General features: G+C 75.7%; 19 protein-coding genes, 1 other RNA gene and 1 riboswitch. Of the genes, 11 read left to right on the top strand and 9 right to left on the bottom strand.

Annotated features, from left to right (window positions below):
- Positions 1-20: 20 nt before the first annotated feature.
- The gene (locus ACI8AB_RS15465) at positions 21-929 is read left to right on the top strand and encodes an alpha/beta fold hydrolase (protein ID WP_456950826.1); all 909 of its coding nucleotides are present in this window, start codon (positions 21-23) and stop codon (positions 927-929) included.
- Here ACI8AB_RS15465 and ACI8AB_RS15460 read toward each other — a convergent pair.
- The 7 genes from ACI8AB_RS15460 to ACI8AB_RS15430 form a co-directional block, all read right to left on the bottom strand.
- On the bottom strand, positions 904-2,436 hold the full coding sequence (locus tag ACI8AB_RS15460) for a long-chain-fatty-acid--CoA ligase (protein ID WP_456950825.1): 1,533 nt from the start codon (positions 2,434-2,436) through the stop codon (positions 904-906). The two genes, ACI8AB_RS15465 and ACI8AB_RS15460, sit on opposite strands and share 26 nt — an antisense overlap.
- Before the next feature lie 60 nt (positions 2,437-2,496).
- Positions 2,497-5,451 (bottom strand): wax ester/triacylglycerol synthase family O-acyltransferase, encoded by a 2,955-nt coding sequence (locus ACI8AB_RS15455; RefSeq protein ID WP_456950824.1) that lies wholly within the window; start codon positions 5,449-5,451, stop codon positions 2,497-2,499.
- Positions 5,448-7,688 (bottom strand): glycerol-3-phosphate 1-O-acyltransferase, encoded by a 2,241-nt coding sequence (locus ACI8AB_RS15450; RefSeq protein WP_456950823.1) that lies wholly within the window; start codon positions 7,686-7,688, stop codon positions 5,448-5,450. The genes ACI8AB_RS15455 and ACI8AB_RS15450 overlap by 4 nt, the downstream gene beginning before the upstream one ends.
- Before the next feature lie 133 nt (positions 7,689-7,821).
- Complete coding sequence (locus ACI8AB_RS15445) at positions 7,822-8,829, bottom strand: NAD-dependent epimerase/dehydratase family protein (RefSeq protein ID WP_456950822.1); 1,008 nt, start codon at positions 8,827-8,829, stop codon at positions 7,822-7,824.
- Between the two features lie 59 nt (positions 8,830-8,888).
- A complete protein-coding gene (locus tag ACI8AB_RS15440) occupies positions 8,889-10,295 on the bottom strand; it encodes a WS/DGAT/MGAT family O-acyltransferase (protein WP_456950821.1) in 1,407 nt (468 codons plus the stop codon).
- Positions 10,296-10,400: 105 nt separating this feature from the next.
- On the bottom strand, positions 10,401-11,294 hold the full coding sequence (locus tag ACI8AB_RS15435; protein WP_456950820.1) for an alpha/beta fold hydrolase: 894 nt from the start codon (positions 11,292-11,294) through the stop codon (positions 10,401-10,403).
- A gap of 188 nt (positions 11,295-11,482) precedes the next feature.
- The gene (locus ACI8AB_RS15430; protein WP_456950819.1) at positions 11,483-13,435 is read right to left on the bottom strand and encodes an FUSC family protein; all 1,953 of its coding nucleotides are present in this window, start codon (positions 13,433-13,435) and stop codon (positions 11,483-11,485) included.
- A gap of 63 nt (positions 13,436-13,498) precedes the next feature.
- On the opposite strand from ACI8AB_RS15430, the gene ACI8AB_RS15425 reads away from it, so the two are divergent.
- From ACI8AB_RS15425 to nadA, 7 genes are all read left to right on the top strand, one after another.
- A complete protein-coding gene (locus tag ACI8AB_RS15425; RefSeq protein ID WP_456950818.1) occupies positions 13,499-14,347 on the top strand; it encodes a Nif3-like dinuclear metal center hexameric protein in 849 nt (282 codons plus the stop codon).
- Positions 14,348-14,362: 15 nt separating this feature from the next.
- Entirely contained in the window at positions 14,363-14,647 is a 285-nt protein-coding gene (locus ACI8AB_RS15420) for a DUF3311 domain-containing protein (protein WP_456950817.1), read from the top strand.
- Between the two features lie 3 nt (positions 14,648-14,650).
- Positions 14,651-16,306, top strand: a complete 1,656-nt coding sequence (gene mctP, locus ACI8AB_RS15415; RefSeq protein ID WP_456950816.1) for a monocarboxylate uptake permease MctP — start codon at positions 14,651-14,653, stop codon at positions 16,304-16,306.
- A gap of 9 nt (positions 16,307-16,315) precedes the next feature.
- Complete coding sequence (locus tag ACI8AB_RS15410; RefSeq protein ID WP_456950815.1) at positions 16,316-17,056, top strand: zinc ribbon domain-containing protein; 741 nt, start codon at positions 16,316-16,318, stop codon at positions 17,054-17,056.
- Positions 17,053-18,159: a bifunctional RNase H/acid phosphatase gene (locus tag ACI8AB_RS15405; RefSeq protein WP_456950814.1), complete on the top strand. Its 1,107-nt coding sequence runs from the start codon at positions 17,053-17,055 to the stop codon at positions 18,157-18,159. The genes ACI8AB_RS15410 and ACI8AB_RS15405 overlap by 4 nt, the downstream gene beginning before the upstream one ends.
- 86 nt (positions 18,160-18,245) lie before the next feature.
- The gene (locus tag ACI8AB_RS15400; protein ID WP_456950813.1) at positions 18,246-18,836 is read left to right on the top strand and encodes a dihydrofolate reductase family protein; all 591 of its coding nucleotides are present in this window, start codon (positions 18,246-18,248) and stop codon (positions 18,834-18,836) included.
- 111 nt (positions 18,837-18,947) lie between these two features.
- Positions 18,948-19,979, top strand: a complete 1,032-nt coding sequence (gene nadA, locus ACI8AB_RS15395; protein ID WP_387984788.1) for a quinolinate synthase NadA — start codon at positions 18,948-18,950, stop codon at positions 19,977-19,979.
- A 3-nt stretch (positions 19,980-19,982) separates the two neighbouring features.
- On the opposite strand, the gene ACI8AB_RS15390 is transcribed toward nadA, so the two are convergent.
- Positions 19,983-20,735 (bottom strand): sulfite exporter TauE/SafE family protein, encoded by a 753-nt coding sequence (locus ACI8AB_RS15390; RefSeq protein WP_456950812.1) that lies wholly within the window; start codon positions 20,733-20,735, stop codon positions 19,983-19,985.
- Positions 20,736-20,759: 24 nt separating this feature from the next.
- On the opposite strand from ACI8AB_RS15390, the gene ACI8AB_RS15385 reads away from it, so the two are divergent.
- Positions 20,760-21,119, top strand: coding sequence for a DoxX family protein (locus tag ACI8AB_RS15385; RefSeq protein WP_456950811.1), 360 nt, complete (start codon positions 20,760-20,762; stop codon positions 21,117-21,119).
- 29 nt (positions 21,120-21,148) lie between these two features.
- Positions 21,149-21,868, top strand: a complete 720-nt coding sequence (locus tag ACI8AB_RS15380) for a PIG-L deacetylase family protein (protein WP_456902699.1) — start codon at positions 21,149-21,151, stop codon at positions 21,866-21,868.
- 46 nt (positions 21,869-21,914) lie between these two features.
- Here ACI8AB_RS15380 and ACI8AB_RS15375 read toward each other — a convergent pair whose 3' ends face one another.
- Positions 21,915-22,493: a hypothetical protein gene (locus tag ACI8AB_RS15375; RefSeq protein WP_456950810.1), complete on the bottom strand. Its 579-nt coding sequence runs from the start codon at positions 22,491-22,493 to the stop codon at positions 21,915-21,917.
- A 258-nt stretch (positions 22,494-22,751) separates the two neighbouring features.
- Positions 22,752-22,909, bottom strand: a riboswitch (cyclic di-AMP (ydaO/yuaA leader).
- A gap of 125 nt (positions 22,910-23,034) precedes the next feature.
- On the opposite strand from ACI8AB_RS15375, the gene rnpB reads away from it, so the two are divergent.
- An RNA gene (gene rnpB, locus ACI8AB_RS15370) (RNase P RNA component class A) lies at positions 23,035-23,446 on the top strand.
- Positions 23,447-23,487 lie beyond the last annotated feature (41 nt).

Here is a 23,487-nt window from a genome sequence, read left to right as displayed (position 1 = left end):
ACCAGAGGGGGACCGTCGGGGTGGACGAGGCACCGGGGACGAGCAGGACCGTCGACCTGGGCGGCCCGGTGCACGTCGTGGACTACGGCGGTACCGACGACGGCCCGGCGGTCGTGCTGGTGCACGGGCTGGGCGGGTCGCACGGCAACTGGGACCTGCTCGCGCCGCTGCTGACGCCGTCGGCCCGGGTGTGGGCGCTGGACCTGCCCGGCTTCGGCCGCAGCGAGCCGGGGGAGCGCCGCGCCACCGTGCCGGCCGACGTCGCGGTCCTGCAGCGCTTCCTGCGCGAGGTCGTGGGCGAGCCGGCGGTGCTGGTCGGCAACTCGATGGGCGGGATGGTCTCGCTGTTCACCGCCGCGGCCGCCCCGGATATGGTGCGGGGCCTGGTGCTGCTCGACCCCGCGCTGCCCGGCGGCCGGCGGCGGCTGGACCCGCTCGTGGCGGGCACCTTCGCCCTGTACGCCCTGCCCGGCCTGGGGGAGCGGTTCCTCGCGCTGCGGCGGGCCCGCTCGACGCCGCTGAACCGGGTGCGGTCGATGCTGCAGCTGGTCGGCGTCGACCCCGACGAGCTGCCCGCCCCGGTGATCGACCGCGCCGTCGCGCTGCTCGAGCAGCGCGGGGACGTCGCCGGAATGGACCGCGCCTTCCTCACCGCGGCCCGCTCGCTGCTGGGGATCCTGGCCGACCCGCGTCGCTACCGGTCGGCCATGGCCCGGGTGGCCGCTCCGGTGCTGCTGGTGCACGGCGACCGCGACCGGCTAGTGCCCGTCGACGCCGCGCGCGAGGTGGCGCGGGCGCACCCCGGCTGGCGGTACGAGGAGCTGGCCGGGGTCGGGCACGTGCCGCAGCTGCAGGTGCCCGACCGCCTGGCCGACCTGGTGCTCTCCTGGATCGGCGGGACCGTCAGCGGCCCCGCAGTTCGGTCTTGAGGACCTTGCCGCTCGGACCCTTGGGCAGCTCGTCGATGACGACCACCTCCCGCGGGTACTTGTAGGCGGCCAGCCGCTCCCTGCAGAACGCGATCACCTCGTCCGGCTCGGCCGAGGCGCCCGGGCGCAGGCTCACGAAGGCCACGACCTCCTCGCCGAGCCGCTCGTCGGGCCGGCCGACGACGGCGGCCTCCATGACCGCCGGGTGGGCGTGCAGGACCTCCTCGATCTCGCGCGGGTAGACGTTGAACCCGCCGCGGATGACCAGGTCCTTCTTGCGGTCGACGATGAAGAAGAACCCGTCCTCGTCCGCGTAGCCGAGGTCGCCGGTGTGGAACCAGCCACCACGCACGGCCTCGGCGGTGGCCTCCGGGCGCCCGAGGTAGCCCTTCATGACGTTGTGCCCGCGCAGCACGATCTCGCCGACGTTGTCCGGCCCGGGCGGCAGCGGCCGGTCCTCGCCGTCGACGACGCGGACCTCGCAGCCCCACAGGCGCTTGCCGATCGAGGTGACCCGCCGCTCCTCGGCGCTGCGGTTGAACGTCGCCAGCGCGCAGGTCTCCGACAGCCCGTAGCCCTCGAGGATGGTCGCCCCGCCGTAGGCCGCCTCGAAGCCCTTGATGACCTCGCCGGGGATCGACGCGCCACCGGAGACGCACACCCGCAGCCGGGACACGTCGCGGCCGGTGAGGTCGGCGTGCATGAGCGCCACGAACATCGTGGGGACGCCGCAGAACACCGTGACCCGGTGCTCCTCCATCGCGTCGAGCACGGCGCCGACGTCGAAGCGGAGGACCAGGGACAGCGTCGCGCCGGCGCGGATCGCGCAGTTCATGACGCTGGACAGGCCGAAGACGTGGAACAGCGGCAGCACCGCCATGCCGACGTCGTCGTCCCGGTACTGGAAGGTCTCCGCGGCCACCGACGCCGCCATGTACATCTGGAAGTGGGTGAGCTCGGCGCCCTTGGGGCGGCCGGTGGTCCCGCTGGTGTAGATGATCGTGGCGGTGTCGTCCGGGGACATCTGCTCGACGTCGGCCGGGTCGGCGCCGGCACCGGCGGCGACCACCGCGTCGAACGGGGTGGTGTCCGGCGGCGCCTCCGGGCCGCCCGGCGCGGAGACCACGTACACCCGGACGCCGCCGGCCTCGGCCGCGCCCTTGACCGCCTCCTCGGCGAACGCGTCGAAGGTGACGAGCACCTTCGCGCCGCTGTCGGAGAGGTGGTAGCTCACCTCGGGTGCCTTGAGCAGCGGGTTGAGCGGCACGACCGTCATCCCGGCCCGCAGCGCGCCGAAGTAGGCGATCACGAACTGCGGCACGTTGGGCAGCTGCAGCGCGACGCTGTCGCCGCGCTGCAGCCCGGCCTCCCGGAGCCCGGCGGCCACCTGGGCCGACAGCTGGTCGACCTGGCCGTACGTGAGCGTGAGCGGGCCCAGCCGCAGCATCGGCTTGTCGGGGTGGGCGGAGGTGGACTCCCGCAGGATCGTCGCGAGGTTGAAGGTCATGGCCGCTCCCTGGGCTGTGACGCGGGTTACAACCCGGTGCAGTACCGCGGGAGCCCCCGCTCACACCTGCCCGAGCGCCACCACCTCGTCCAGTCCGGCCCGCAGGTCGGCCACCAGGCCCGCCGGGTCGGTGACCGCGGCGCTGTCCAGGTTGACGCCGATGCAGCAGGTGTCCTCGTGCGAGAGCAGCGTGACCATCGCCGCGGTCCCCGGCAGCGGCCCGAACGGGTACATCCGCAGGATCCGCGAGCCGGCGATGTACACCGGGTGCGCCACGCCGGGCATGTTGCTCACCTGGACGTCGTTGGCGCTGGTCAGCCGCCCGGAGACCGCGCCCACGACCGGCGCGGGGAGCCAGTGCAGCGCCGGGCCGAGCAGGTCGTCGGTGACGCCGCCGGCGCTGGTCTCCCGCGCCGAGAGGACGAACTGGCGGATGGTGGCGATCCGCGCGGCCGGGTCGGCCTCGGCCAGCGACGCGGTGAACCGGGCGCCGGTGAACCGGTTGCCGCCCTGGGCGTCGTCGCGGGCGCGCAGGCTGATCGGGATCCCGACGGTCATCGTGGCCAGCGGGGCGCCGGTGCGCTGGTGGTAGCGGCGGAAGCCGCCGACCACCGCGGCGAGGAAGCCGTCGTTGAGGCTCCCGCCGGCCGCCTTCGCGCCCCGCTTGAGGTCGGCGAGCGGCACCTCGAGCACCTCGAACCGCCAGTCGCCGCCGCGGGCGGCGAGCGCGGGGGAGCTGCCACGCGGCGGCGCGAGGGTCCTCGTCGCCGCGCGGGCGGCGTCGAGCGCCTGCGCCGCCACCTCCCGCGGGTGGCGCAGGGTGCCCAGCGCCTCCACGCCGCGGCGCAGCGCGGCCAGCGGCACCGACCGCGCCGTCCCGACCAGCTGCTCGGTCAGCGCACCGACGCGGGAGACCTCGCCGGGCACCGGGGCCGGCGGCTCGGGGCGGGCGGGGTCGCGGTCGGGGCTGCGGCGGTGCAGCAGGCCCATGAGCTGGACGGCGCCCAGCCCGTCGGTGGTGCTGTGGTGGGTCTTCACGACGTAGGCGGCGCGGCCCTCGGCCAGGCCCTCGACTAGCAGCACCTCCCACAGCGGCCGGTCGCGGTCCAGCGGCGCGGAGGCGAACTCCCCGACGACGTCGAGCAGCTGCCGCGTCGAGCCCGGCTCCTCCAGCCGCACCCGGCGCACGTGCCGGCCGAGGTCGAGGTCGTCCACGGTCGCCCAGCGGGGCGCGCCGACGCCCAACGCGGGCTCGACCACCTTCTGGCGCATCCGCGGCACCATGCGCGAGGCCCACTCGTGCGCGCCGAGGAAGCGGTCCCAGTCCGGCGCGGTCTCGAGCACCTCGAGCAGCGTGACGTTGGCGCGCAGCCGCGGGTCGGCCGCCTCGGCGCGCCACATCGCCGTCTCGATGGGGTTCATCTCCGGCGAGGTGCCCCAGTCCAGCGGCGCGGCCGGGACCGCGGGGGCGGGCGCGCCGTCCTCGGCGGTGGGCGACTCGGCCACCACCGGCCGCCGGGTGCGCCCGGACCAGTTGGCCAGCGTGGCCAGGAAGGAGTCGCGCACCTCGGTCACGTGCCGGTCGAGGTCCTCGACCGTCCAGTCGCTCGTGTCGACCGGGGGCAGCACCCGCACCTGCACGGTGCCGGGGGAGACCGTCGTCGCGCCGCGCCACATGAGCTCGCCGGCGTTGCGGATGACCACCGGGACGATCGGCACGCCGGCCTGCATCGCGACGTGGAAGGCGCCCTTCTTGAACGGGCCGAGCGTCGGGGTGGCCGAGCGGGTGCCCTCGGGGGCGACGACCAGCGAGATGCCCTCCCTGAGCCGCTGCACGGCCGGTTCCAGCGCGCGGCGGGCCTGGGCGGGGTCGCCGCGGTCGACGAAGGCGACGTCGGCCAGCCGGAACGCCAGCCCGAAGCCCGGCGTCCGCGCCAGCTCCTTCTTGGCCACGCCGGTGAACCCGCCGCGCAGCAGCTTGGCGAGGATGAGGACGTCGAGCTGGCTCTGGTGGTTGAACAGGAAGACCGCGGGCCGGGTGGCCAGGTGCTCGGCGCCCTGGACGTCGAGCCGGACGCCGGCCAGCGCGCTGCCGAGTTCACCCGCGAGGGTGAGGCCGAGGTCGACCGCCTCCCGCCGCGAGCCGCCCAGCGCGCCGACCGCCAGGCCCGTGGCGAAGCCGCCGAACATGCCCCCGACGCCGGCCAGCGTCCGGGCGACGTCGGCCGGGGAGGTGCTCCCGCGGCGCTTGAAGCGGGCGACCGGCCACGAGTAGTGCCGGGCCGCGGCGGTCAGCCCCTTGCCCGGGTTGAGCGCGCGGGCGCGGCCGACGGTGCGCAGGAAGGGGACGTCCTCGTCGCCGTTGGAGTAGGCGTAGCTCTGCAGCAGGTCGATGCCGTGCTCCTCGGCGAACGCGCGCACGGCCGCGGCCTTGCCCGCCCGCCACAGCAGCGGGCCGCCGGCGCGGCCGGTGCAGACGCCGTCGACGATCTCGACGGGGGAGACCAGCACGTGCTCCACGCCCATCGCGCGGGCGGCCGGCTCCACCTGGAACCGGGTCGCCGACGAGGCCAGGACCACGGTGTGCCCGGCCTGCAGGTGGGCGGTGACCAGGCGCCAGGCCTCGGGGTACAGCGAGCCCGCGATGCCCTGGACGAACAGCCGCTCGCCGAGCTCGGCCAGCTCGTCCTCGCTGCGGCCGGCCCAGGCGCGCATGCCGGCGACGGTGAACCGCTCGAAGTCCTCCTCGGTGGTGACCCCGCGCAGGCCGGTGAGCAGCAGCTGGCCGAGGTCGGTCGGGGTGACGTGCAGCGAGCGCAGGTGGTGGCGGGCGAAGGCGGCCAGCGAGTAGCCGTCGATCACCGTCCCGTCGAAGTCGAAGAACGCCCCGACCCGCGGACCGGGCGGCGCCGCCTCGACGTCGGCGATCAGCTGGTCCTCGGTCCAGACGTTGCTCCGGGCCATGGCGGCCGCCTGCTCGCGCAGCCCGCCCCCCGTCGACGTCTCGGCCGTCACGGTTCCACCCCCACGCTCTCCCGCCGCGCCGCGGCGTCCAACTCGTCGATCACCACTACTCGGCCGACGACGTCCCGGACTTGAGCGGCCCACTCCTGCCGCCGGCGGGCCAGGTCGTCCCGGCCGGGGTCGACCAGGTCCAGGTTGGCGGCCAGCCGCAGCGCCCCGGCGAACAGCTCGCGGGACAGCGACTCGGGCCCGTGCAGCCGGCCCTGCAGCAGCATCTGCTGGCCCACGCCGGAGCACTCGGCGAGGAACTCCGGCTCGGTGACCGGCGTCCGCGGGTCGCGGGCGGCCAGCCGTTCGGCGACGACGAGCTGCGCGTCGACGAAGGACCGCAGCACCCGGTGGGCCACCAGCAGGTCGGCGCGGCAGAGGACGTCGCGGCCGTCGGCGGTCTCCCACCCCGGGTCCAGCCGCTCGAGCTCGCCGGCCAGCCGGTCGCGGTAGGCGTCGCGCTCGGGGAAGAAGAACTCGAACTTGAGCTGGTCGCGCAGCCGGTAGGCCTCGTCCCAGCGGTCGGCCGGGTCGCGCAGCATCACCAGCTCGGCGATCGCGCGGTCCACGAAGTGGTGGATCGCGTTGTTGCGGTAGAAGGCGGCGACCAGGTGCTGCCCGCGTCCGATCGCGTAGACCGGCTCCTCGCCGCCCTCGTAGGCGGTCACCACGCCCTGCCCGGCCAGCGCGCCGAGCACCCGCCGCACGCCGCGCGGCGTCTGCAGGGCGGCGCCGGAGTGCGGCAGGTCCCGCTCGGTGAGGTAGCGCAGCAGCGGCTCGAGCACCCGCTGCACCTGCGCCAGCGTCAGCGCCCGGTCCCGCACGCCGAGCAGGGCGAGGGTGACCAGCGCCGTCGCCGTCGCCGGGGTGACGTCGTTGATGCCGACGGCGACCTGGAAGGCCACCTTCTGCAGGCTCAGCCGGCGGGAGCCGGGGTCGGCCGGGTCGGCGCCGCGCAGCGCCGCGGCCAGCGACAGCGGCTCGGCGAAGCCGACGTGCACCGTGCCCAGCGGCGTGCGCACCTGCTCGCGGATGTAGGACGCCATCCACGACAGGCCCTCGCCGCGCTTGGCGGCGCCGCCCTGCTCGGCGGCCATCCCCGACACCTCGCGGAGCTGGTCGTAGGTGATGGACACCGGGACGAGGTAGACGTCCTCCACCCGCTTGCGCTCCACGGCGTCGGCGACGAAGCCGAGCAGCCCGTGCCGCGGGGGACGCAGCTTGCCGGTGCGGGAGCGGCCGCCCTCCATGTACCACTCGAGGTTGAACCGCTTGGCCAGCAGGAACGCCAGGTACTCGCGGACGGCGGTCTTGTAGACCTGGTCGTCGCCGAAGCTGCGCCGGATGAAGATCAGCCCGGCCCGCTTGGCGATCGACCCGACCGGCCAGAACCGCAGGTTCTCCCCGCCGAGCACGTGGTTGCGCGGGAAGTCGTGCTGCGCCAGCACGTCGGCGAGGACCAGCGGGTCGACGTAGGAGCGGTGGCTGGGCAGGAACACCAGGGGGTGGGTCCGGTTGAGCTCGCGCAGGTCGGTGAGCCGCGCGGTGTCGGCCTGCACGTCCCAGGCGCGGGCGTGCACCGGCCGCAGCAGCCCGGTGAACACCTCGACGGCGGCCGGGTCCATCGCCGCGACGAGCTCGTCGAGGTCGGCGGCGGCCTCGGCGGCCACCTCCTCCTCGGGCCGCTCCAGCCGCTCGGCCAGCGCGGCGACCTCCGCGCGCCACTCGGGGCTGTGCCGGATCGCCTCGGCGACGTGCCGGGGCACCTTGGCCCGGTCGCCGACCACCTGCCGCTCGGCCCGGTCCAGCGCCAGCGCCGCCTGGTGCGCGACGAACGCGGCGAGGCTGCCGGTGCCGTCCCACCGCCCGGTCAGCTCGCCCACGGTGGCGGGCTCGGCGACGACGACCCGCGCCCGGTCCGGGTCGCGGCGGACCGCGGCCGCCTGCAGGGGGGCCGGCGGGCGGCGCAGCAGCGAGGGGCGGGCCGCCGACCACCGCCCGCGCCGGCCGGGCCCGCGGCGGGTCACCTCGGCGCCGCCGAGCGGCGTCCACGCCACCCGGGTCGCGGTCACCACGGTGGCGGGGTCGGCGTCGGCCAGCGGCCCGGCCAGCGCCGCGCCGCTCAGCGGCAGGACCGTCCCGCCCGGGGGCAGCGCCTCGGTCGCCATCCGCCGCTCGACCTCGCTCGCGGCGTCGACCAGCACGATGCGGGGGACGTCGTCGTCCGCTCCGGGGCTCATGCGCACTCCTTCCTCGGGGCTCGTCGCGGCTCGCCGGCGCCGGGTACAACGGTCGGGACGCTCCGCCGGTCACGGGGCCGGCGCCGGCGGGCGCAGCCGATCCTGCTCCCGCCCGGCGCGGCGCGGGCCGGTCTCAGCGCTGGTCGAGGGTGGCGCGCAGCGCCTCCAGGCCGGAGTAGTTGGGGCGCCAGCCCAGCTCCTGCTTCGCCTTGGTGGTGTCCATGATCGCCGGGTGGCTGGCCGCCTCCACCCACTCGGCGGCCGGCGGCAGGAACGGCAGCCGGGACACCGCGCGGGCCGCGAACTGCGCCGGCGCGGCCGGCAGCGGCAGCGGCAGGGCGCCGTACTCGCGGGCGACGTCGGCGGCGGTCACGACGCCGTCGCCGGCGATGTTGTAGGCCCCGGGCGGGCCGGCGGCGACGACGCACTGCAGCAGCGCGGAGCCGACGTCGTCCTCGTGGACGAACTGCAGCGGCAGCACCGGCACCGCGACCGGGACCGGCACCGGCAGCCGCCGGGTGCTCTGCTCGGCCAGCCACCGTCCCAGCGGGGCGAGCGGGCCGGGCAGCAGGTCCTTGGCGCCGACGGTGTGCGGGCCGAGCACCACCGGCGGGCGCAGCAGGTACAGGCCGAGCTCCGGGTGGGCCTGCGCCTCCTGCTGCAGCAGCTGCTCGAGCTCGGCCTTCTCCTGCGCGTAGAACAGCCGGGACGCCGGGCGCACCGGCCAGTCCTCGGTCATGCCGACCGGGTTGTCCCGGTGGAAGCCGTACGCGGCGAGCGAGGAGGCGTAGACGAACCGGCGTGCGCCGGCGGCGGCCGCGGCCCGGAACGCGTTGAGCGTGCCGTCGACGTTGATCGCCCGCGTGGTCTGCCGGGAGGCGTTGCCGGTGATGAGGAACGCCAGGTGCACGACGACGTCGGCGCCGGCGAACGCCTCCTTCAGGGCGTCGGCGTCGCGCACGTCGCCCCGGCGGTACTCCATCTTCGTCCAGCCGCGGGCCGCCGGGTCGAAGGGGCGGCGGGCGATGCCGACCACCCGGCGGACCCGGTCGTCGGCCTGCAGCAGCGGGACCAGGCCCTCCCCGAAGGTGCCGGTGGGGCCGGTGACGGCGACGGTCAGATCGGTCTCGGAAACGGTCACGACGGCGCGCTACCCGGCGTCGCCGGGCGTGAACCGGGTCACGCCCGGCGACCGCCGGGTCACGGGGTGGCCGCGGCCGGCTGCCGCTCCGCGGCGAGCCCGACCAGCTCGGCGATGCCGCGGCAGATCCCCTCGGCGAGCACGTCGACGTCGGGGAAGGCGTCGAAGTCGGCGTTGATGCCGAAGGTCATCGAGTTGAGGTAGCTGAAGATCCCGATGGAGATCCGGGTGCCGCCGGCGATCGGCACGTAGGGGTGGGCGGACACCATGCGCTTGCCGAGCACGTACAGCGGCACCCGCGGGCCGGGCACGTTCGTCGTCACCGCCTGGCACCACACCTGGCCGGTCTGCATGGCCGCCCGGACGCCGAGGGCCAGCAGCGTCGGCGCGACGTAGTCGCCCATCCCGATGATCGAGCGGGCGTCGACGGCCTGCATCGTCCGCTTGTACTCGTCCATCTGCTGCTTGATCGCGGCCAGCCGGGCCCGCGGGTCGGCCTCACCGACCGGCAGGTCGACGAAGACGGCGGTCACCCGGTTGTCCAGCGAGCCGCGCTCGCCCTCCTTGCGCACCGAGATCGGCACCATCGTGCGGACGACCGTGTCGCCGCCGAGCGCCCCGCGGCCCTTGAGCAGGTCGCGGAAGCCGCGGGTGATGGCGGTGAGGACGACGTCGTTGACCGTGCCGTCCAGCGCGCTGCGGGCGGTGCGCAGGTCCTCGAACTCGGCGTCGGCCCACGCCCAGCGCCGGTGCGGGCCGATCGGGCCGGTGAGCGTGCGGGCCATGGGGGTCAGCGCCTGGCGGGCCAGCTGCGGGACCGACGACACCGCCGCCTTCGCGCTGTTGATCAGCCCCCTCGCGCCGTTGCCGACGGCCTCGGGGCCGTGGACGAGCTGGCGCAGGGGAGCGGTGACGGTCTCGGTCAGCGCGCCGGCGACCATCTCGACGCCCGAGGGGCTGCGCTGCGGCGACCAGTCGCGCGGCGCCTTGTGCTCCGCGTTCGGGTCGAGGTCGAACATGACCTGCATCAGGTCGGTGCCGGCGATGCCGTCGACCATGCAGTGGTGGACCTTGGAGATGATCGCCCAGCGGTCGTCCTCCAGGCCCTCGACCAGCCACACTTCCCACAGCGGCTTGGCCATGTCCAGGCGCTGGCCGAGCACCCGGCCGGCGAGGTTGCGCAGCTGCTCCTCACCGCCGGGCTTGGGCACCGCGGTGTGCCGCACGTGGTAGAGGATCTGGAAGTGCGGGTCGTCGACCCACAGCGGGCGGCCCAGGTTGAAGGGCACCTCCCGCACCCGCTGCCGGTAGCGCGGCACCAGCGGCAGCTTGCTCAGCAGCAGGCGCACCAGGTCGCCGTAGGACGGCGCCGGTCCCTCGAAGACCGCCACCGAGCCCACGTGCAGCGGTGCGTTCTCGGTCTCCGCGTAGTAGAAGCCGGCATCGGTCGCGCTCAGGCGGTCCACGGTCGCTCCCCAACTCGTCGAGACGGTGTCGGCCGGTCCCGTATCCAGCGACCCGGCCGTCGGAACACGGTCGTGTGGTGCCGGACACGGTAGGCAGGTCCGCGGTCAGCCTGCCTGCCGGACGCTGCCGGGGCCAGCCGCTGCCACCCGGTCGAGCAGGTCGGTGAGGGCGCGGTCGACGACGGCGGTGCGGGTGAGGTTGACGCTGTGCCCGGCGCCCGGGACGACGACCAGCTCGGCCCGCTCGCCGATCCCCTCGGCCAGTTGCCGGCCGTGGTCGGCGGGGGTCAGCCGGTCGTACTCGGCGGCGACGACGGTGCACGGGACCCGCCCGAGCACCGGCAGCGACGCCGTCTCGTCGTGGTCGAGGAAGGTGCCGTAGAAGGCCATGGTCACCGTCAGCGGCGTCTCCTCGAGCATCGCCTGCACGACGCGGACGGCCTCGCGCGTGGCGTCGTCGCGGCCGAACAGGTAGCGGCGGGTGAACCGGTGGCCCAGCCGCGTGCCGCGCCGCCGCAGCCGCTCCAGCCCGGGGGCCAGCAGCCGCAGCCACCACAGGTAGAGGCCCAGCAGGTGCAGCGTGCGCATCGCCTTCACCGCGAACCCCAGGAGCCCGCGGGCGACCAGGCCGCCGGCCGAGGTGGCCAGCAGGAACGCGCCGACGACGCGGGTGCCGAACAGCTCGGGCCGCTGCCGGGCCAGCGCCATGATCGTCATGCCGCCCATGGAGTGGCCGGCGAGCACCACCGGCCGCCCGGCGGGGACGACGGCGTCGAGCACCTGGCCGAGGTCGCGGGCGGTGCGGTCGATGGTCGCCGTCCGCGGGTCGACCCAGCGGGACCGGCCGTGGCCGCGCTGGTCCCACAGCACGACGCGGGCGCGGTCGCGGATCGCCTCGACCTGCAGCTGGAACTCGCCGAGGCGGGCGGTGAAGCCGTGGCAGAAGACCACGGTGACCGGGGCGTCCTCGGGTCCGTCGAACTCCACGTGCAGGTCCACGCCGTCGTCGGTGCGGACGGTGCGCGAGCCCGGCGGGGGCGGTCCGTCGATCCCCGGGACGACCGGGATGCGGGGCGGGACGGGCGCGGGGCGATGACGGCGGAGTGGCACCCGTCCATGACAGCGCAGCTCGCGGGCAGCGGCGACTCAGCCGCCGGGCGCCGCGGTCCCGTGGGGGCGACCGGGGCTCAGCTCCCGGGCGCCGCGGTCTCGGGGCGGCGGCCGGGGGCGGCGTCGCGGACCAGCCGGCGGGCGGCGTCGACCTCGCGGGCGACCGGGGCCAGGACGCCGTCGGCGTGGATCTCGGCGTCGTCGGGCACCCGGTGCGCGCGGACGTCGTCCTCCAGCTCGCGCAGCGCCCGCCGCAGCACCGCCACCTGGGACGGGTCGGGCCCGGGCTCCCCGCCGTTGACGGCGATGACCGCCTCGGTGACGGCGTCGGCGGTCCGCTCCAGCTGCACGATGACCGGCCACCAGGCGCCGGCGCGGGTGCTGATCGGCGGCGGCTCGGCCAGCCGGCGCTGCAGCTGGGTGTGCAGCTCGGTGAGCGCCCGGTAGGTCGCGCGGCGGGCGCGTCGGCGCGCGACCGGGTCCGCGCCGAACGCGGCGCCGACGAAGGCGTCCAGCGCCAGCGCGGCCGCGCGCAGGGCGTCCTCCAGCGGCGCCCGCCAGGTCTGCGGCCACAGCAGGTAGCCCGCGACCAGCACGATCGCGCAGCCGATGAGGGTGTCCACCAGCCGGGCGCCGACCAGCTCCGGCCCGCCGGGGACGGCGAGGTCGAGCAACAGGATGATCACCGGCGTCTGGAAGACCGAGAACAGGCCGAAGTTGGCGCCGCGCGCCCACGGCAGCAGCCCGGCGGCGACGGCCATGGCGACCACCACCCACCCGTCGCGGGGCAGCACCGACAGCAGCAGCGAGCCGATGAGGACGCCGAGCAGGGTGCCCGCGCCGCGCTGCACCGCCCGGGTGAACACCGACCCGTAGTCGGGCTTGAGCACGATCGCGACGGTGAGCAGCACCCAGTAGGGCCGCTCGATGGGCAGCAGCTGGCGGGCGACCTCCGCGATGGTCATGCACAGCGTCAGCCGGAGGGCGAACTCGCGGGTGTCGGTGCTGCCGAGCGTGCGGTCGGCGAGGTCGCGCAGCCGGTCCCGCCAGGGCGGCCGGGGCGGGGTGACGGCGGCTCCCGCACGCTCCTCGGGGTCGCCGACGACGGCCCAGGCCAGCCGCACCCCGTGGCGCACCGCGCGGCGGACGGCGGGCCCCTCGTCGAGGGCGGGCGGGCGCTCGTCGGGCAGCTCGCGGCTGCCGGAGACGGCGGCGGCGAGGGCGTGCACCGCCGTCACGTCGTGCGGGTCGGCGTGCACCCCGGTGCGGGCGGCGGCGACCGCGGCCTCCACCAGCGGGGCGGCGGCGTTGAGGACGCCGGCCAGCTCCGACAGCTGCCGGTTGCGCCCGGCGGCGAGGCTACGGGTGCGGATGACCCGGTCGTAGGCGGCGTTGAGCGCGGTGGTGAGCTCGCGGCGGGCGTCGTCGGTGCCCTCGGTGCCCACGGCGGTGAGCAGCCCGGCGATCCGGGTGAACACCGCGGCGACGGCGCTGCGGTCGGGGTCGCTGGGCTCGGTCGCGGCCTGCACCAGGGTGGCCAGCGTCGCCCAGGCCGCCCCGGCGGCGAAGAACGCCACCTCGGCCGCCGCGGGCAGCGGCGTCACCAGCCCCGACGCCAGCGCGGTGTAGACCAGCAGTTGCAGCGCGCCCAGCGACATCGCCGAGTTGACCGCGCTGATCACCGCCGCGGCCACCGACAGCACCGCCACGACCACCACCGGCAGCACGCCGCCGCCGCTCGCGAACTGCCCGGCGACCAGGCCGACCGCGCCGAGGCCGACCGCGGCGGCGGTGCGGCGCAGCCGGTCGCGCAGCGGGCCGCCCTGCGGGGCGAGGGTGGCCGCGAGCGCCCCGGTGGTGGCGAAGACGCCGGCGCCGAGCGCCGTCCGCCCGCCGACGGCGAGGGCCACGGCCAGCGGCGCGGGCACGACGACGGCGAACCGGACGACGTCGCGCCACGGCACGGGTGGGGGAGTGGTGCGGAGCAGCTCCTCGAGCCACGCGGGTGCGCGCAGCGACCTGTCGGCCACGGTCCGGAGCCTGCCACCCGCGGCCGACGGAGGCGGGACGGCGCTCGGCTAGCGTCGGCGCCCGTGACCGCCACCCTGGGCGAGGTCGTCGCCACGCTGGAGGCCCGGTACGACCCGGCGCTCGCGGAGGGCTGGGACGCCGTCGGCCTGGTCTGCGGGGACCCCGCCGACCCGGTGGAGCGCGTGCTGGTCGCCGTCGACCCGGTGGCCACCGTCGTCGACGAGGCGCTCGAGCTCGGCGCCGGGCTGCTGGTCACCCACCACCCGCTGTTCCTGGCCCCGGTGCACGGCGTCCCCGCCGACGACCCGAAGGGGCGGCTGGTGCACCGGCTGGTCCGCGCCGGCTGCGGGCTGTTCGTCGCGCACACCAACGCCGACCGCGCCCCCGACGCCGGCGTCAACGACGCGCTGGCCGCCGTCCTCGGGTTGACCGGCACCCGCCCGCTGCAGCCGGTGGCGCCCGGCTCCCGCGCCGGGCTCGGCCGGGTGGGGGAGCTGCCGCGGCCGACCACGCTGGCCGGCTTCGCCGCGCTCGCCGCGGAGGTCCTGCCGGAGACCGCCGGCGGGGTCCGCGCGGCCGGGGACCCGGACCGGCCGGTGCGCACCGTCGCCGTCTGCGGGGGCAGCGGCGGCTCGCTGCTGCCCGAGGCGACGGCGGCCGGCGCCGACGTCCTCCTCACCAGCGACCTGCGGCACCACCCCGCGTCCGAGGCGCGGGAGGACGGGGGCCCCGCCTTGTGTGACGTGGCACACTTCGCCTCCGAGTGGCCCTGGGTCCCCGTGGTCGCCGACGTGCTGGCCACGGACCTGTCCGGCAGGGTCGAGGCGGTCGCCTCCCGGCGCCGCACCGACCCGTGGACGGTGCACCGGGGCCGGTCGGCAGGAGGGGACCCGGCCCGCACGGCCGGCTGAGACGGGGAGGGCGCCGTGGCCACCGCCGAACGACCGCCGACGGGAGGCGCGGTCCCCCGGAGGAGCGACCGCAGCCCCTGGAACTGGCTGCTGCTGGTGCCGATCGTGGTGCCGCTGATCGTGCCGTTCTACAACCGCGTCGAGCCGACCCTCTTCGGCTGGCCGTTCTTCTACTGGGTGCAGCTGCTGTTCGTCGGGCTGGGCGTGCTGACCACCGTGGTCGTCTACCGGGCCACCCGGCGCGGCCCGGAGGAGCGGGCCGCCGCCCGCGCCGCCATCGAGCGGGACAGGGAGCGCTGAGCCGTGGACGGGGTCAACGTCGTCGAGCTGACGATCGTCATCGTCCTGTTCCTGGTCGTCACGGTCATGGGGTTCGTCGCCTCGCGCTGGCGGCGGGCCGAGAACCTCATGCACCTGGACGAGTGGGGGCTGGGCGGGCGCAGCTTCGGCACCTGGATCACCTGGTTCCTGCTGGGCGGCGACCTCTACACCGCCTACACGTTCGTCGCCGTCCCCGCGCTGATGTTCGGCGCCGGCGCGGCCGGGTTCTTCGCCGTCCCGTACACGGTCGTGATCTACCCGCTGGTGTTCCTGGTCGTCATCCGGCTGTGGTCGGTCAGCCACGTGCGCGGGTTCGTGACGCCGGCGGACTTCGTGCGCGCCCGGTTCGACTCCCCGACGATGGCGCTGCTCGTGGCCCTCACCGGGATCGTCGCGACGATGCCCTACATCGCCCTCCAGCTCGTCGGCATCGAGGCGATCCTCAAGGCGATGGGCGTGGAGGGCGAGCTCCCGCTGATCGTCGCGTTCGTGATCCTGGCGCTGTACACCTACAACTCGGGGCTGCGGGCGCCGGCGCTCATCGCGTTCGTCAAGGACACCCTCATCTACCTGACGATCATCGTCGCGGTGATCGTCATCCCGGTGAAGCTCGGCGGCTGGGACGTGATCTTCGGCGCGGCCGAGGAGAAGTTCTCCGCCGGCACCGGCGCGGGCGTGCTGCTGCCGGGCACCGGGCAGTGGCAGTACGCGACGCTGGCCCTGGGGTCGGCGCTCGCGCTGTTCCTCTACCCGCACTCGATCACCGGCGTCCTCGCGGCCAGCAACCGCGACGTGCTCAAGCGCAACATGAGCGCGCTGCCGGTCTACAGCCTGGCGCTGGGCTTCATCGCGCTGCTGGGCTTCATGGCGATCGCGGCCGGGGTGACGCCGATCGGCGAGGACGGCAACACCGTCGTCCCGGTGCTGTTCCAGGAGATGTTCCCGAGCTGGTTCGCCGGCATCGCCTTCGCCGCCATCGGCATCGGCGCGCTGGTCCCGGCGGCGATCATGTCGATCGCCGCGGCGAACCTGTTCACCCGCAACATCTACAAGGAGTTCCTCAAGAAGGACGCCACGCCGAGGCAGGAGGCGCAGGTCGCCAAGGTGACCTCGCTGGTGGTGAAGGTCGGCGCGGTCGCGGCGATCCTGTTCATCGACCCGCAGTTCTCCATCGACCTGCAGCTCATCGGCGGCGTGATCATCCTGCAGACGCTGCCCGCGGTCGCCCTCGGCCTCTACACCCGCTGGCTGCACCGCGGCGCGCTCATCGCCGGGTGGGTCGCGGGCATGGCCGCGGGCCTGCTGATGCTCTACAACATCCCGCGGCTGGCGCCGGACGGCACGGTCCTCCGCGAGCACTTCGGCGGGTCGGCGTTCGCCCTGTCCAAGCTGGGCCTGGACGCCCAGTCCAGCGTCTACGCGGGCTTCCTCGCGCTGCTGGTCAACCTGGTCGTCACGGTGCTGGCGACGATGGCGCTGCGCGCGGCCAAGGTGGACGACGGCGTCGACGGGACGGCGGAGAGCGACTACACCGCCGAGCGGGAGGACCCGACCTTCCGCGATCTCCCCGACCCGCTGGAGTCCGCGCCGCCCGGCACGGCCCGCGGCACGACGGGGGAGGCGACCGGCCGCAGGTAGGTTGAGCGGGTGAAGGCCGACCACTTCGAGCAGCAGAAGCTGCTGGCCCTGGCCGACGAGGACGTCGCGCTCACCCAGCTCGCCCACCGGAAGCGCACGCTGCCGGAGGTCGCCGCGGTCGAGGCCGCCGCGGAGTCCGAACGCACCTTCGCCGAGGCCGAGGTCCGCGCGGAGACCGAGGTGCGCGACCTCGACCGCGAGCAGCGGCGGCTCGAGGCCGACGTCGACACCGTCCGGCAGCGGGCCGACCGCGACCGGTCGCGGATCGACTCCGGGGCGGCGACGCCGAAGGAGATCACCTCGCTGCAGTCGGAGCTGCAGTCGCTCGCCCGGCGGCAGTCCGACCTCGAGGACCAGGTGCTCGAGCTCATGGAGCGCCGGGAGACCGCCGACGCCGCGCTGGCCGACGCCCAGACCGGGCGTGCCGCCGCCGTCGCCGACCGGGAGCGGGCCGAGCAGCTGCGCGACGACGCCCTCGCCGACATCGCCGACTCCACCGCCCGGCACGAGGCGAAGCGCGCGGAGGTCACCGGCGGGATCTCCGCCCCGCTGCTGGCGCTGTACGACCGCATCCGCACCCAGACCGGCACCACCGGCGCGGCGGTGCTCAAGGCCCGGCAGTGCCAGGGCTGCCGGATCGAGCTGAACGGCCGGGAACTCGCCGCCGTCCGCAACGCCGACCCGCACGAGGTGGTCCGCTGCGAGAACTGCGGCCGGATCCTCGTGCGCACCGCCGAGTCGGGCCTGTGACCCGCCGTCTCGTCGTCGAGGCCGACGGCGGCTCGCGGGGCAACCCGGGCCCGGCCGGCTACGGCGCGCTGGTGCGCGACGCCGCCACCGGGCGGGTGCTCGCCGAGCGCGCGGCGTCGGTCGGCCGGGCGACGAACAACGTCGCCGAGTACGGCGGGCTGGTGGCCGGGCTGCAGGCGGCGCTGGACGTCTGCGGCGGCGGAGGCGCGAGCGCCGACGTCGAGGTGCGGATGGACTCCAAGCTCGTCGTCGAGCAGATGTCGGGGCGCTGGAAGATCAAGCACCCGGACATGCAGAAGCTCGCCGTCCAGGCCCGCGATCTCGCCCGGCAGCTGGGCAGCGTCCGCTACACCTGGGTGCCGCGCGCGCAGAACGGCGCCGCCGACGCGCTCGCCAACAGCGCGATGGACGGCCGGCCGGTGCACCGCGACCTCGCCGCCGAGCCGACCGTGGTGGAGGACGACGTCCAGCCGGCCGCCGAACCCGCGCCGCCGGTGACCACGGTGACGCACCTGCTGCGGCACGGGCGCACCGAGCACACCCCCGAGCGGCGGTACAGCGGCCGCAACGACCTGCCGCTGTCGGTCACCGGGCGCGCGGAGGCCGAGGCGGCCGCGGTGCGGGCGAAGGAGCTGGGCATCGAGGTCGTCGTCGCCTCGCCGCTGCGCCGCACGCGGGAGACCGCGGAGGTCGTGGCCGGCGCGCTGGGCCTGCCGGTGGAGCTCGACGACGACCTGGTCGAGCTCGACTTCGGCGACCTCGAGGGGCTCACCGCCACCGAGGCGCAGCAGCGGCACCCGCTGGCCGCCCGCCGCTTCGCGAGCGACGTGACGGTGGCCGCGCCGGGCGGCGAGTCGGTGGCCGACGTGTCGCGCCGCGTCGGCCGCGCCCGGGAGCGGCTGCTCGAGCGGCACGCCGGGAGGACGGTGCTCGTGGTCAGCCACGTGACCCCGATCAAGCTGCTGCTCGCCGCGGGCCTCGGCGCCGGCGACGAGGTGGTGCACCGGGTGTTCCTCGAGGCGGCGTCGCTGTCGACGGTGGCGTGGAGCTCCGACGGCCGCACCTCGGTCCGGCTGGTGAACGACACCGCCCACCTGCGCTGAGGACACTCAACCGATGAGTTGACGAACGCCCGCCGGTCTCCCCTGCAGGCGGCTCCGCCCCGGAGCCGGGAGCGAGGAGGTGCGCCATGGGCCGGGTGGTGCTGTTCGCGGCGGTGTCGCTGGACGGGTACGTCGGGCGGGACGACGACATGCCCGGGCCGCTGTTCGACTGGTACGCCAACGGCGACGTCGAGATGACCTTCAGCGACCCGGACCGGCCCTTCCGCGTGACCGCGGAGACGGCGGAGTTCCTCACCGACATGGCGACGTGGGTGGGCGTCATGGTCTGCGGGCGCCGGCTGTTCGACATCACCGACGGCTGGGGCGGCGTGCCCCCCAACGGCGAGCACGTCGTCGTGGTCACCCACCGGCCGGCCGACGACTGGCCGCACCGCGCCACCGCGCCGTTCACCTTCGCGCCCGACGTGCCGGCCGCGATCGGGCGGGCGAGGGAGCTCGCCGGCGACCGGGACGTCACGGTGAGCGCCGGGGACGTCGGCGGGCAGGCGCTGCGCGCGGGCCTGGTCGACCGGGTGGTGCTGGCGCTGGTCCCGGTGGTCCTGGGCTCGGGGCGGCCGTACTTCGGCGCCGGCGGCCCGCCGGAGATCCAGTTCGAGGACCCGGTGGTGGTGCAGGGCAGGCGGGTGACCCACCTGGTCTACGACGTGCGTCGCTGACGCCCCGGAGCGGGAAGTGGGCCGGGCGGCCCGGTGTTGCACCGGACACCCCCGCCGCCGCCCGCCGCGGCGCTCCGGGGACGATGAGCCCCCCGCACTCCGAGGAGCCCCGTGACCGCGACCATCGCGCCCGCCACCCCCACCGTCGCCGGCGACGAGCGCACCCTGTCGGCCGCCGAGTACGAGAACTGGGCGGCAGAGGTCCGCCGGCTCGCCGACGAGCGCGGTGCGGTGGTGCTCGCGCACAACTACCAGGTGCCCGAGATCCAGGACGTCGCCCACTTCACCGGCGACTCCCTCCACCTGTCGCGGGTCGCGGCGCAGACCGACGCCCGCGAGATCGTGTTCTGCGGCGTCCACTTCATGGCCGAGACGGCGAAGATCCTCTCGCCGGACAAGACGGTGCTGCTGCCCGACCACGCCGCCGGCTGCTCCCTGGCCGACTCGATCACCGCCGAGCAGCTGCGCGAGTGGAAGGCCCAGCACCCGGGCGCCGTCGTCGTCAGCTACGTCAACACCACCGCGGCGGTGAAGGCGGAGACCGACGTCTGCTGCACCTCGTCGAACGCCGCCGACGTCATCCGGTCCATCCCCGAGGACCGCGAGGTCCTGTTCTGCCCCGACCAGTTCCTCGGCGCGCACGTCAAGCGCGTGACCGGGCGGTCGAACATCCACGTGTGGGCGGGCGAGTGCCACGTGCACGCGGGCATCAGCCCGGCCGACGTCCGCGCGCAGGTGGCCGCGCACCCGGACGCCGAGATCCTCGTGCACCCCGAGTGCGGCTGCACCACCTCGGTGCTCGACCTGGTCAGCCACGGCGACCTGCCCGCCGACCGCACCCGCGTCCTGTCCACCGGCGGCATGGTCGAGGCCGCGGCGCGGACCTCGTCGGGCCAGGTGCTCGTCGCCACCGAGGTCGGCATCCTGCACCAGCTGCGGGCGCTCAACAGCGGGACGTCGTTCATCCCGATGAACAGCCGCGCGGCCTGCCGCTACATGAAGATGATCACCCCGGCCAAGCTGCTGCACACGCTGCGCACCGGCGAGGGCGCCGTCGACGTCGACCCGGAGACCGCCGCCCGCGCCCGCCGCGCCGTCGAGGCGATGATCGCCATCGGCGAGCCCGGCCGCGGCGGTGAGTGACGCTCAGATCCGCGTGAAGAGGTAGACGGACACCGCGACGCCGAAGACCACGATCAGCACCCGCAGCGGCGTCGCGGGGATGCGGCCGGCCACCCGTGCGCCGAGGAACCCGCCGACCAGGCTGGCCGGCGCCGCGACGGCGACCACCTGCCAGGCCACCGGCCCGAAGACGCCGAACACGACCAGCGTGACCGTCGCCGTCACCGCGGAGAACGCCGACTTCAGCGCGTTGGCCAGCGGCAGCCGGTGCAGTGCCGTCCCGAGCACCCCGACGAGGATGACGCCGAGCGCGCCGCCGAAGTAGCCGCCGTAGACGGTGGCGAGGAACAGCGCGAGGTACAGCCACCACGGGTCGCGGACGGCGCCGTCGTCGCGGTCGCGCAGCCGGCGGGTGAGCAGCGGCTGCACCGCGAGCAGCAGGCTGGCCAGCAGCACGAGCACGGGCACGACGACGTCGAACGCCTCGCTCGGCGTGGTCAGCAGCAGCACGCTGCCGGCGACGCCGCCCAGCGCCGAGACCGCACCGAGCCGCACCAGCCGGTCGCGCTGACCGGCGTACTCGCGGCGGAACCCGGCCATCCCGCCGAGGTAGCCCGGCCACTGCGCCACCGAGTTGGTGACGTTGGCCGCCACGGTGCCCAGGCCCAGCCCGACGAGGGTGGGGAAGAGGATCAGGGACCCGCCGCCGGCGATCGAGTTGACCGCTCCCGCGCCCAGGGCCACCGCGGCCGCGATCAGGAGGTCCGCGGCCGTCACGGGGCGCCAGCCTACGGTCGATGGGTGCGACTCCCCGCCCCGGCGACCTGGCTGGCCGCCGCCCTCGGCGGCTCCGGCGTGCTGCACCTGGTGCGGCCGCGGACGTTCGAGTGGCTGGTGCCACCCGAGCTCGGCGACGCCCGCGCCTGGGTGCTCGGCAGCGGGGTCGCCGAGGTCGGCACCGCCGCGCTGCTGGCCGCGCCGGCGAGCCGCCGGGCCGGGGGACGGGCCGCGGCCGCGCTCCTGGCGTCGTTCGTGCCGGCCCACCTGCACCACCTCCGCGTGGCGCGCGGGCGCCCGGTGGTGCTGGCCGCGGCGGCGGTCCGGCTGCTGCTGCAGGTGCCGATGACCGCCGCGGCGCTCCGGGTGGCCCGGGGGCGCTGAGCGTCAGCGGCCGCGGGCAGACTGCCCGCATGACGGAGGCGTTCCCCGAGGACTGGCAGCGCGCCCTGGTCGTCGCCGCCCACCCCGACGACGTGGAGTACGGCTGCGCGGCCGCCGTCGCGGCGTGGACGGCGGCCGGGCGCGACGTCCGGTACGTGATGGCCACCAGCGGCGAGGCCGGCATCGCCGGGCTGCCGCCGGAGGCCGCCGGGCCGCTGCGCGAGCGCGAGCAGCGGGCCGCGGCCGCGGTGGTCGGCGTGTCGGTGGTCGAGTTCCTCGGCCACCCCGACGGGCGGCTGACCGAGGGGCTGGACCTGCGGCGGGCGGTCGCGGCGGCGATCCGGCGGCACCGCCCCGACCTCGTGGTCACGCTGCACTTCGGCGACACGTGGACGCCGCCGGGCGCCCCGCTCGGCTACTGGAACAGCGCCGACCACCGGGTGCTGGGCCGGGCGGTGGTCGACGCCGTCGGCGACGCGGCCAACGAGTGGATCTTCGCCGAGCTCGCCGACCCGGAGCCCTGGCGCGGGGTGCGCTGGACCGCCGTCTCCACGCCGGTGGGGGTCACGCACACCGTCGACGTGACCGACGTCGTCGACCGGGCGGTGGCCTCGCTGGCCGAGCACCGCCGCTACCTGCAGGCGCTGTCGGCCGACCCGGTCGAGGAGCAGGCCCGGCGACAGGTCGACACGGCGACCCCGGTCGTCGACGGCCGGCGGGTGGCCGGCTTCGCGCTGTACGCCGGCTGAGGCCGGACGCGGCCCCGGGGTGCGCCCGGGGCCGCGTCCGGGCCGGTCAGGGGTTGAAGCTCACGTGGACGTGGTCCATGTGGTTGGCGGTGGGGGACCCGCGGTCCTCCATCGCCCGCCAGCCGGAGCTCCCGATCACGAAGATCCGCTGCTTCCAGATGACGTAGTCGACGCCCATGCGCGCGGCGTTGTCGAGGACGTACTGGGCGACGGCGTTCCCCTTGGCGGAGTCGGCGTAGACCATGAAGTCCGCGGCGAGCTGCTGGGTGGGGGAGTGCCCGGGACGGGTGAGCACGGTGGACACCCCGCACCGCTGCGCGACCTCGGCGACGACGGGGCGGACGTGCGCCGCCCAGGCGCTGTAGGAGGTCGAGGAGGCGGTGGGCGCGCCGCTGAGGTTCGTGGACACCGCCGCGGGGGCGGCGGGTGCGGCCGCGGGGGCGGCGGGGGCCGCTGGCGCGGGCGCCGCGGCTCCTCCCCGGTCCTGGGACCAGCCGTTCGACCCGTCCCGGCGGGGGCCGTCCCAGTCGGCCTGGGCCACCGACTGGCCGCTGAGGCCGAAGGCGACGGCGAGGGCGCCGGCCGTGAGGGTCCGGCGGATCGTGCGCTTGCTGTTCGAGGGCATGACGAGGAGAGCTCCTGACGTCGGTTCCGCGTGGCGCCGTCCGTGGCTCGGCGGTCACCCGTCGCGTGGGGGGACCTGCGGGACGGGCCGGGACGCGGCCGGGCGGCGGGCGGCTGCTGGAGGGCAGGCCGACGCGAGGCCGGTCGTTTCCGGTCCGTGGAGGCGCGGCGACCGGCGGAGGTGGGCGGGTCGCGGCGCTCGTCGCAGAGTGCGGGGCACGCCGGGGCAGGCGCCGTCGGCGCACCCCCTGGTGGATCTCCGTTCTCCTGTGGCCGCCTACCGGGTCAGCTGACGGGTTCGGGCGGGGAACTGCGCCCTACCCCCTCCCGGGTCCGGGAGGTGGGACTCACCCCGGTGGTGCGGTGGGTCCCCGGCTCACGGCCACCGCAGTGGCCGCGACTCGGCGGCACCCGGCTCGGTTCCCCCGGTGGAGGACGTGACGACCGGCCGGACGGAGCCACCGTAGGAGCGTCCGCCGGAGCCCGCAGCGCGGACTGAACAGTTCCGCTGAGGGGGTCCGTAGACTGGTCGGCACGACGGACGAGTCGGCTGGGCGGTCGCGTCGGCGGGGGAGACCCCGTCGCCGAGGAACGTCCGGGCTCCACAGGGCAGGGTGGTCGCTAACGGCGACCCGGGGTGACCCGCGGGACAGTGCCACAGAGAACAGACCGCCAGCAGTCCGCTGCTGGTGAGGGTGAAACGGTGGTGTAAGAGACCACCAGCGCACCGGGTGACCGGTGCGGCTCGGTAAACCCCACCCGGAGCAAGGTCGAGAAGGGACGGTGGCCGGGCGACCGGACACCGTCCTGCGCAGGCGTTCGAGGGCTGCCCGCCCGAGCCTGCGGGTGGACCGCTCGAGCCCGCCGGCAACGGCGGGCCTAGATGGATGACCGCCCATCGGGAGGCCGCGAGGCGCCCGAGGACAGAACCCGGCGTACAGGCCGACTCGTCCGTCGCCCGCCCTGACCTGCGGGTCTGCGGTCAGGGCGCGGCG

The sequence above is a fragment of the Geodermatophilus sp. SYSU D00698 genome (genome assembly GCF_054050335.1).
Note: the sequence above shows the minus strand (reverse complement) of the source record. Positions and strands in the feature narration are given on the sequence as shown.

Coding starts and splice junctions, on each gene's coding strand:
- ACI8AB_RS15375 (WP_456950810.1), bottom strand. CDS start 22,493: ATGCCCTCGAACAGCAAGCGCACGATCCGCCGGACCCTCACGGCCGGC.
- ACI8AB_RS15460 (WP_456950825.1), bottom strand. CDS start 2,436: ATGACCTTCAACCTCGCGACGATCCTGCGGGAGTCCACCTCCGCCCAC.
- ACI8AB_RS15400 (WP_456950813.1), top strand. CDS start 18,246: ATGGGCCGGGTGGTGCTGTTCGCGGCGGTGTCGCTGGACGGGTACGTC.
- ACI8AB_RS15450 (WP_456950823.1), bottom strand. CDS start 7,688: ATGAGCCCCGGAGCGGACGACGACGTCCCCCGCATCGTGCTGGTCGAC.
- ACI8AB_RS15380 (WP_456902699.1), top strand. CDS start 21,149: ATGACGGAGGCGTTCCCCGAGGACTGGCAGCGCGCCCTGGTCGTCGCC.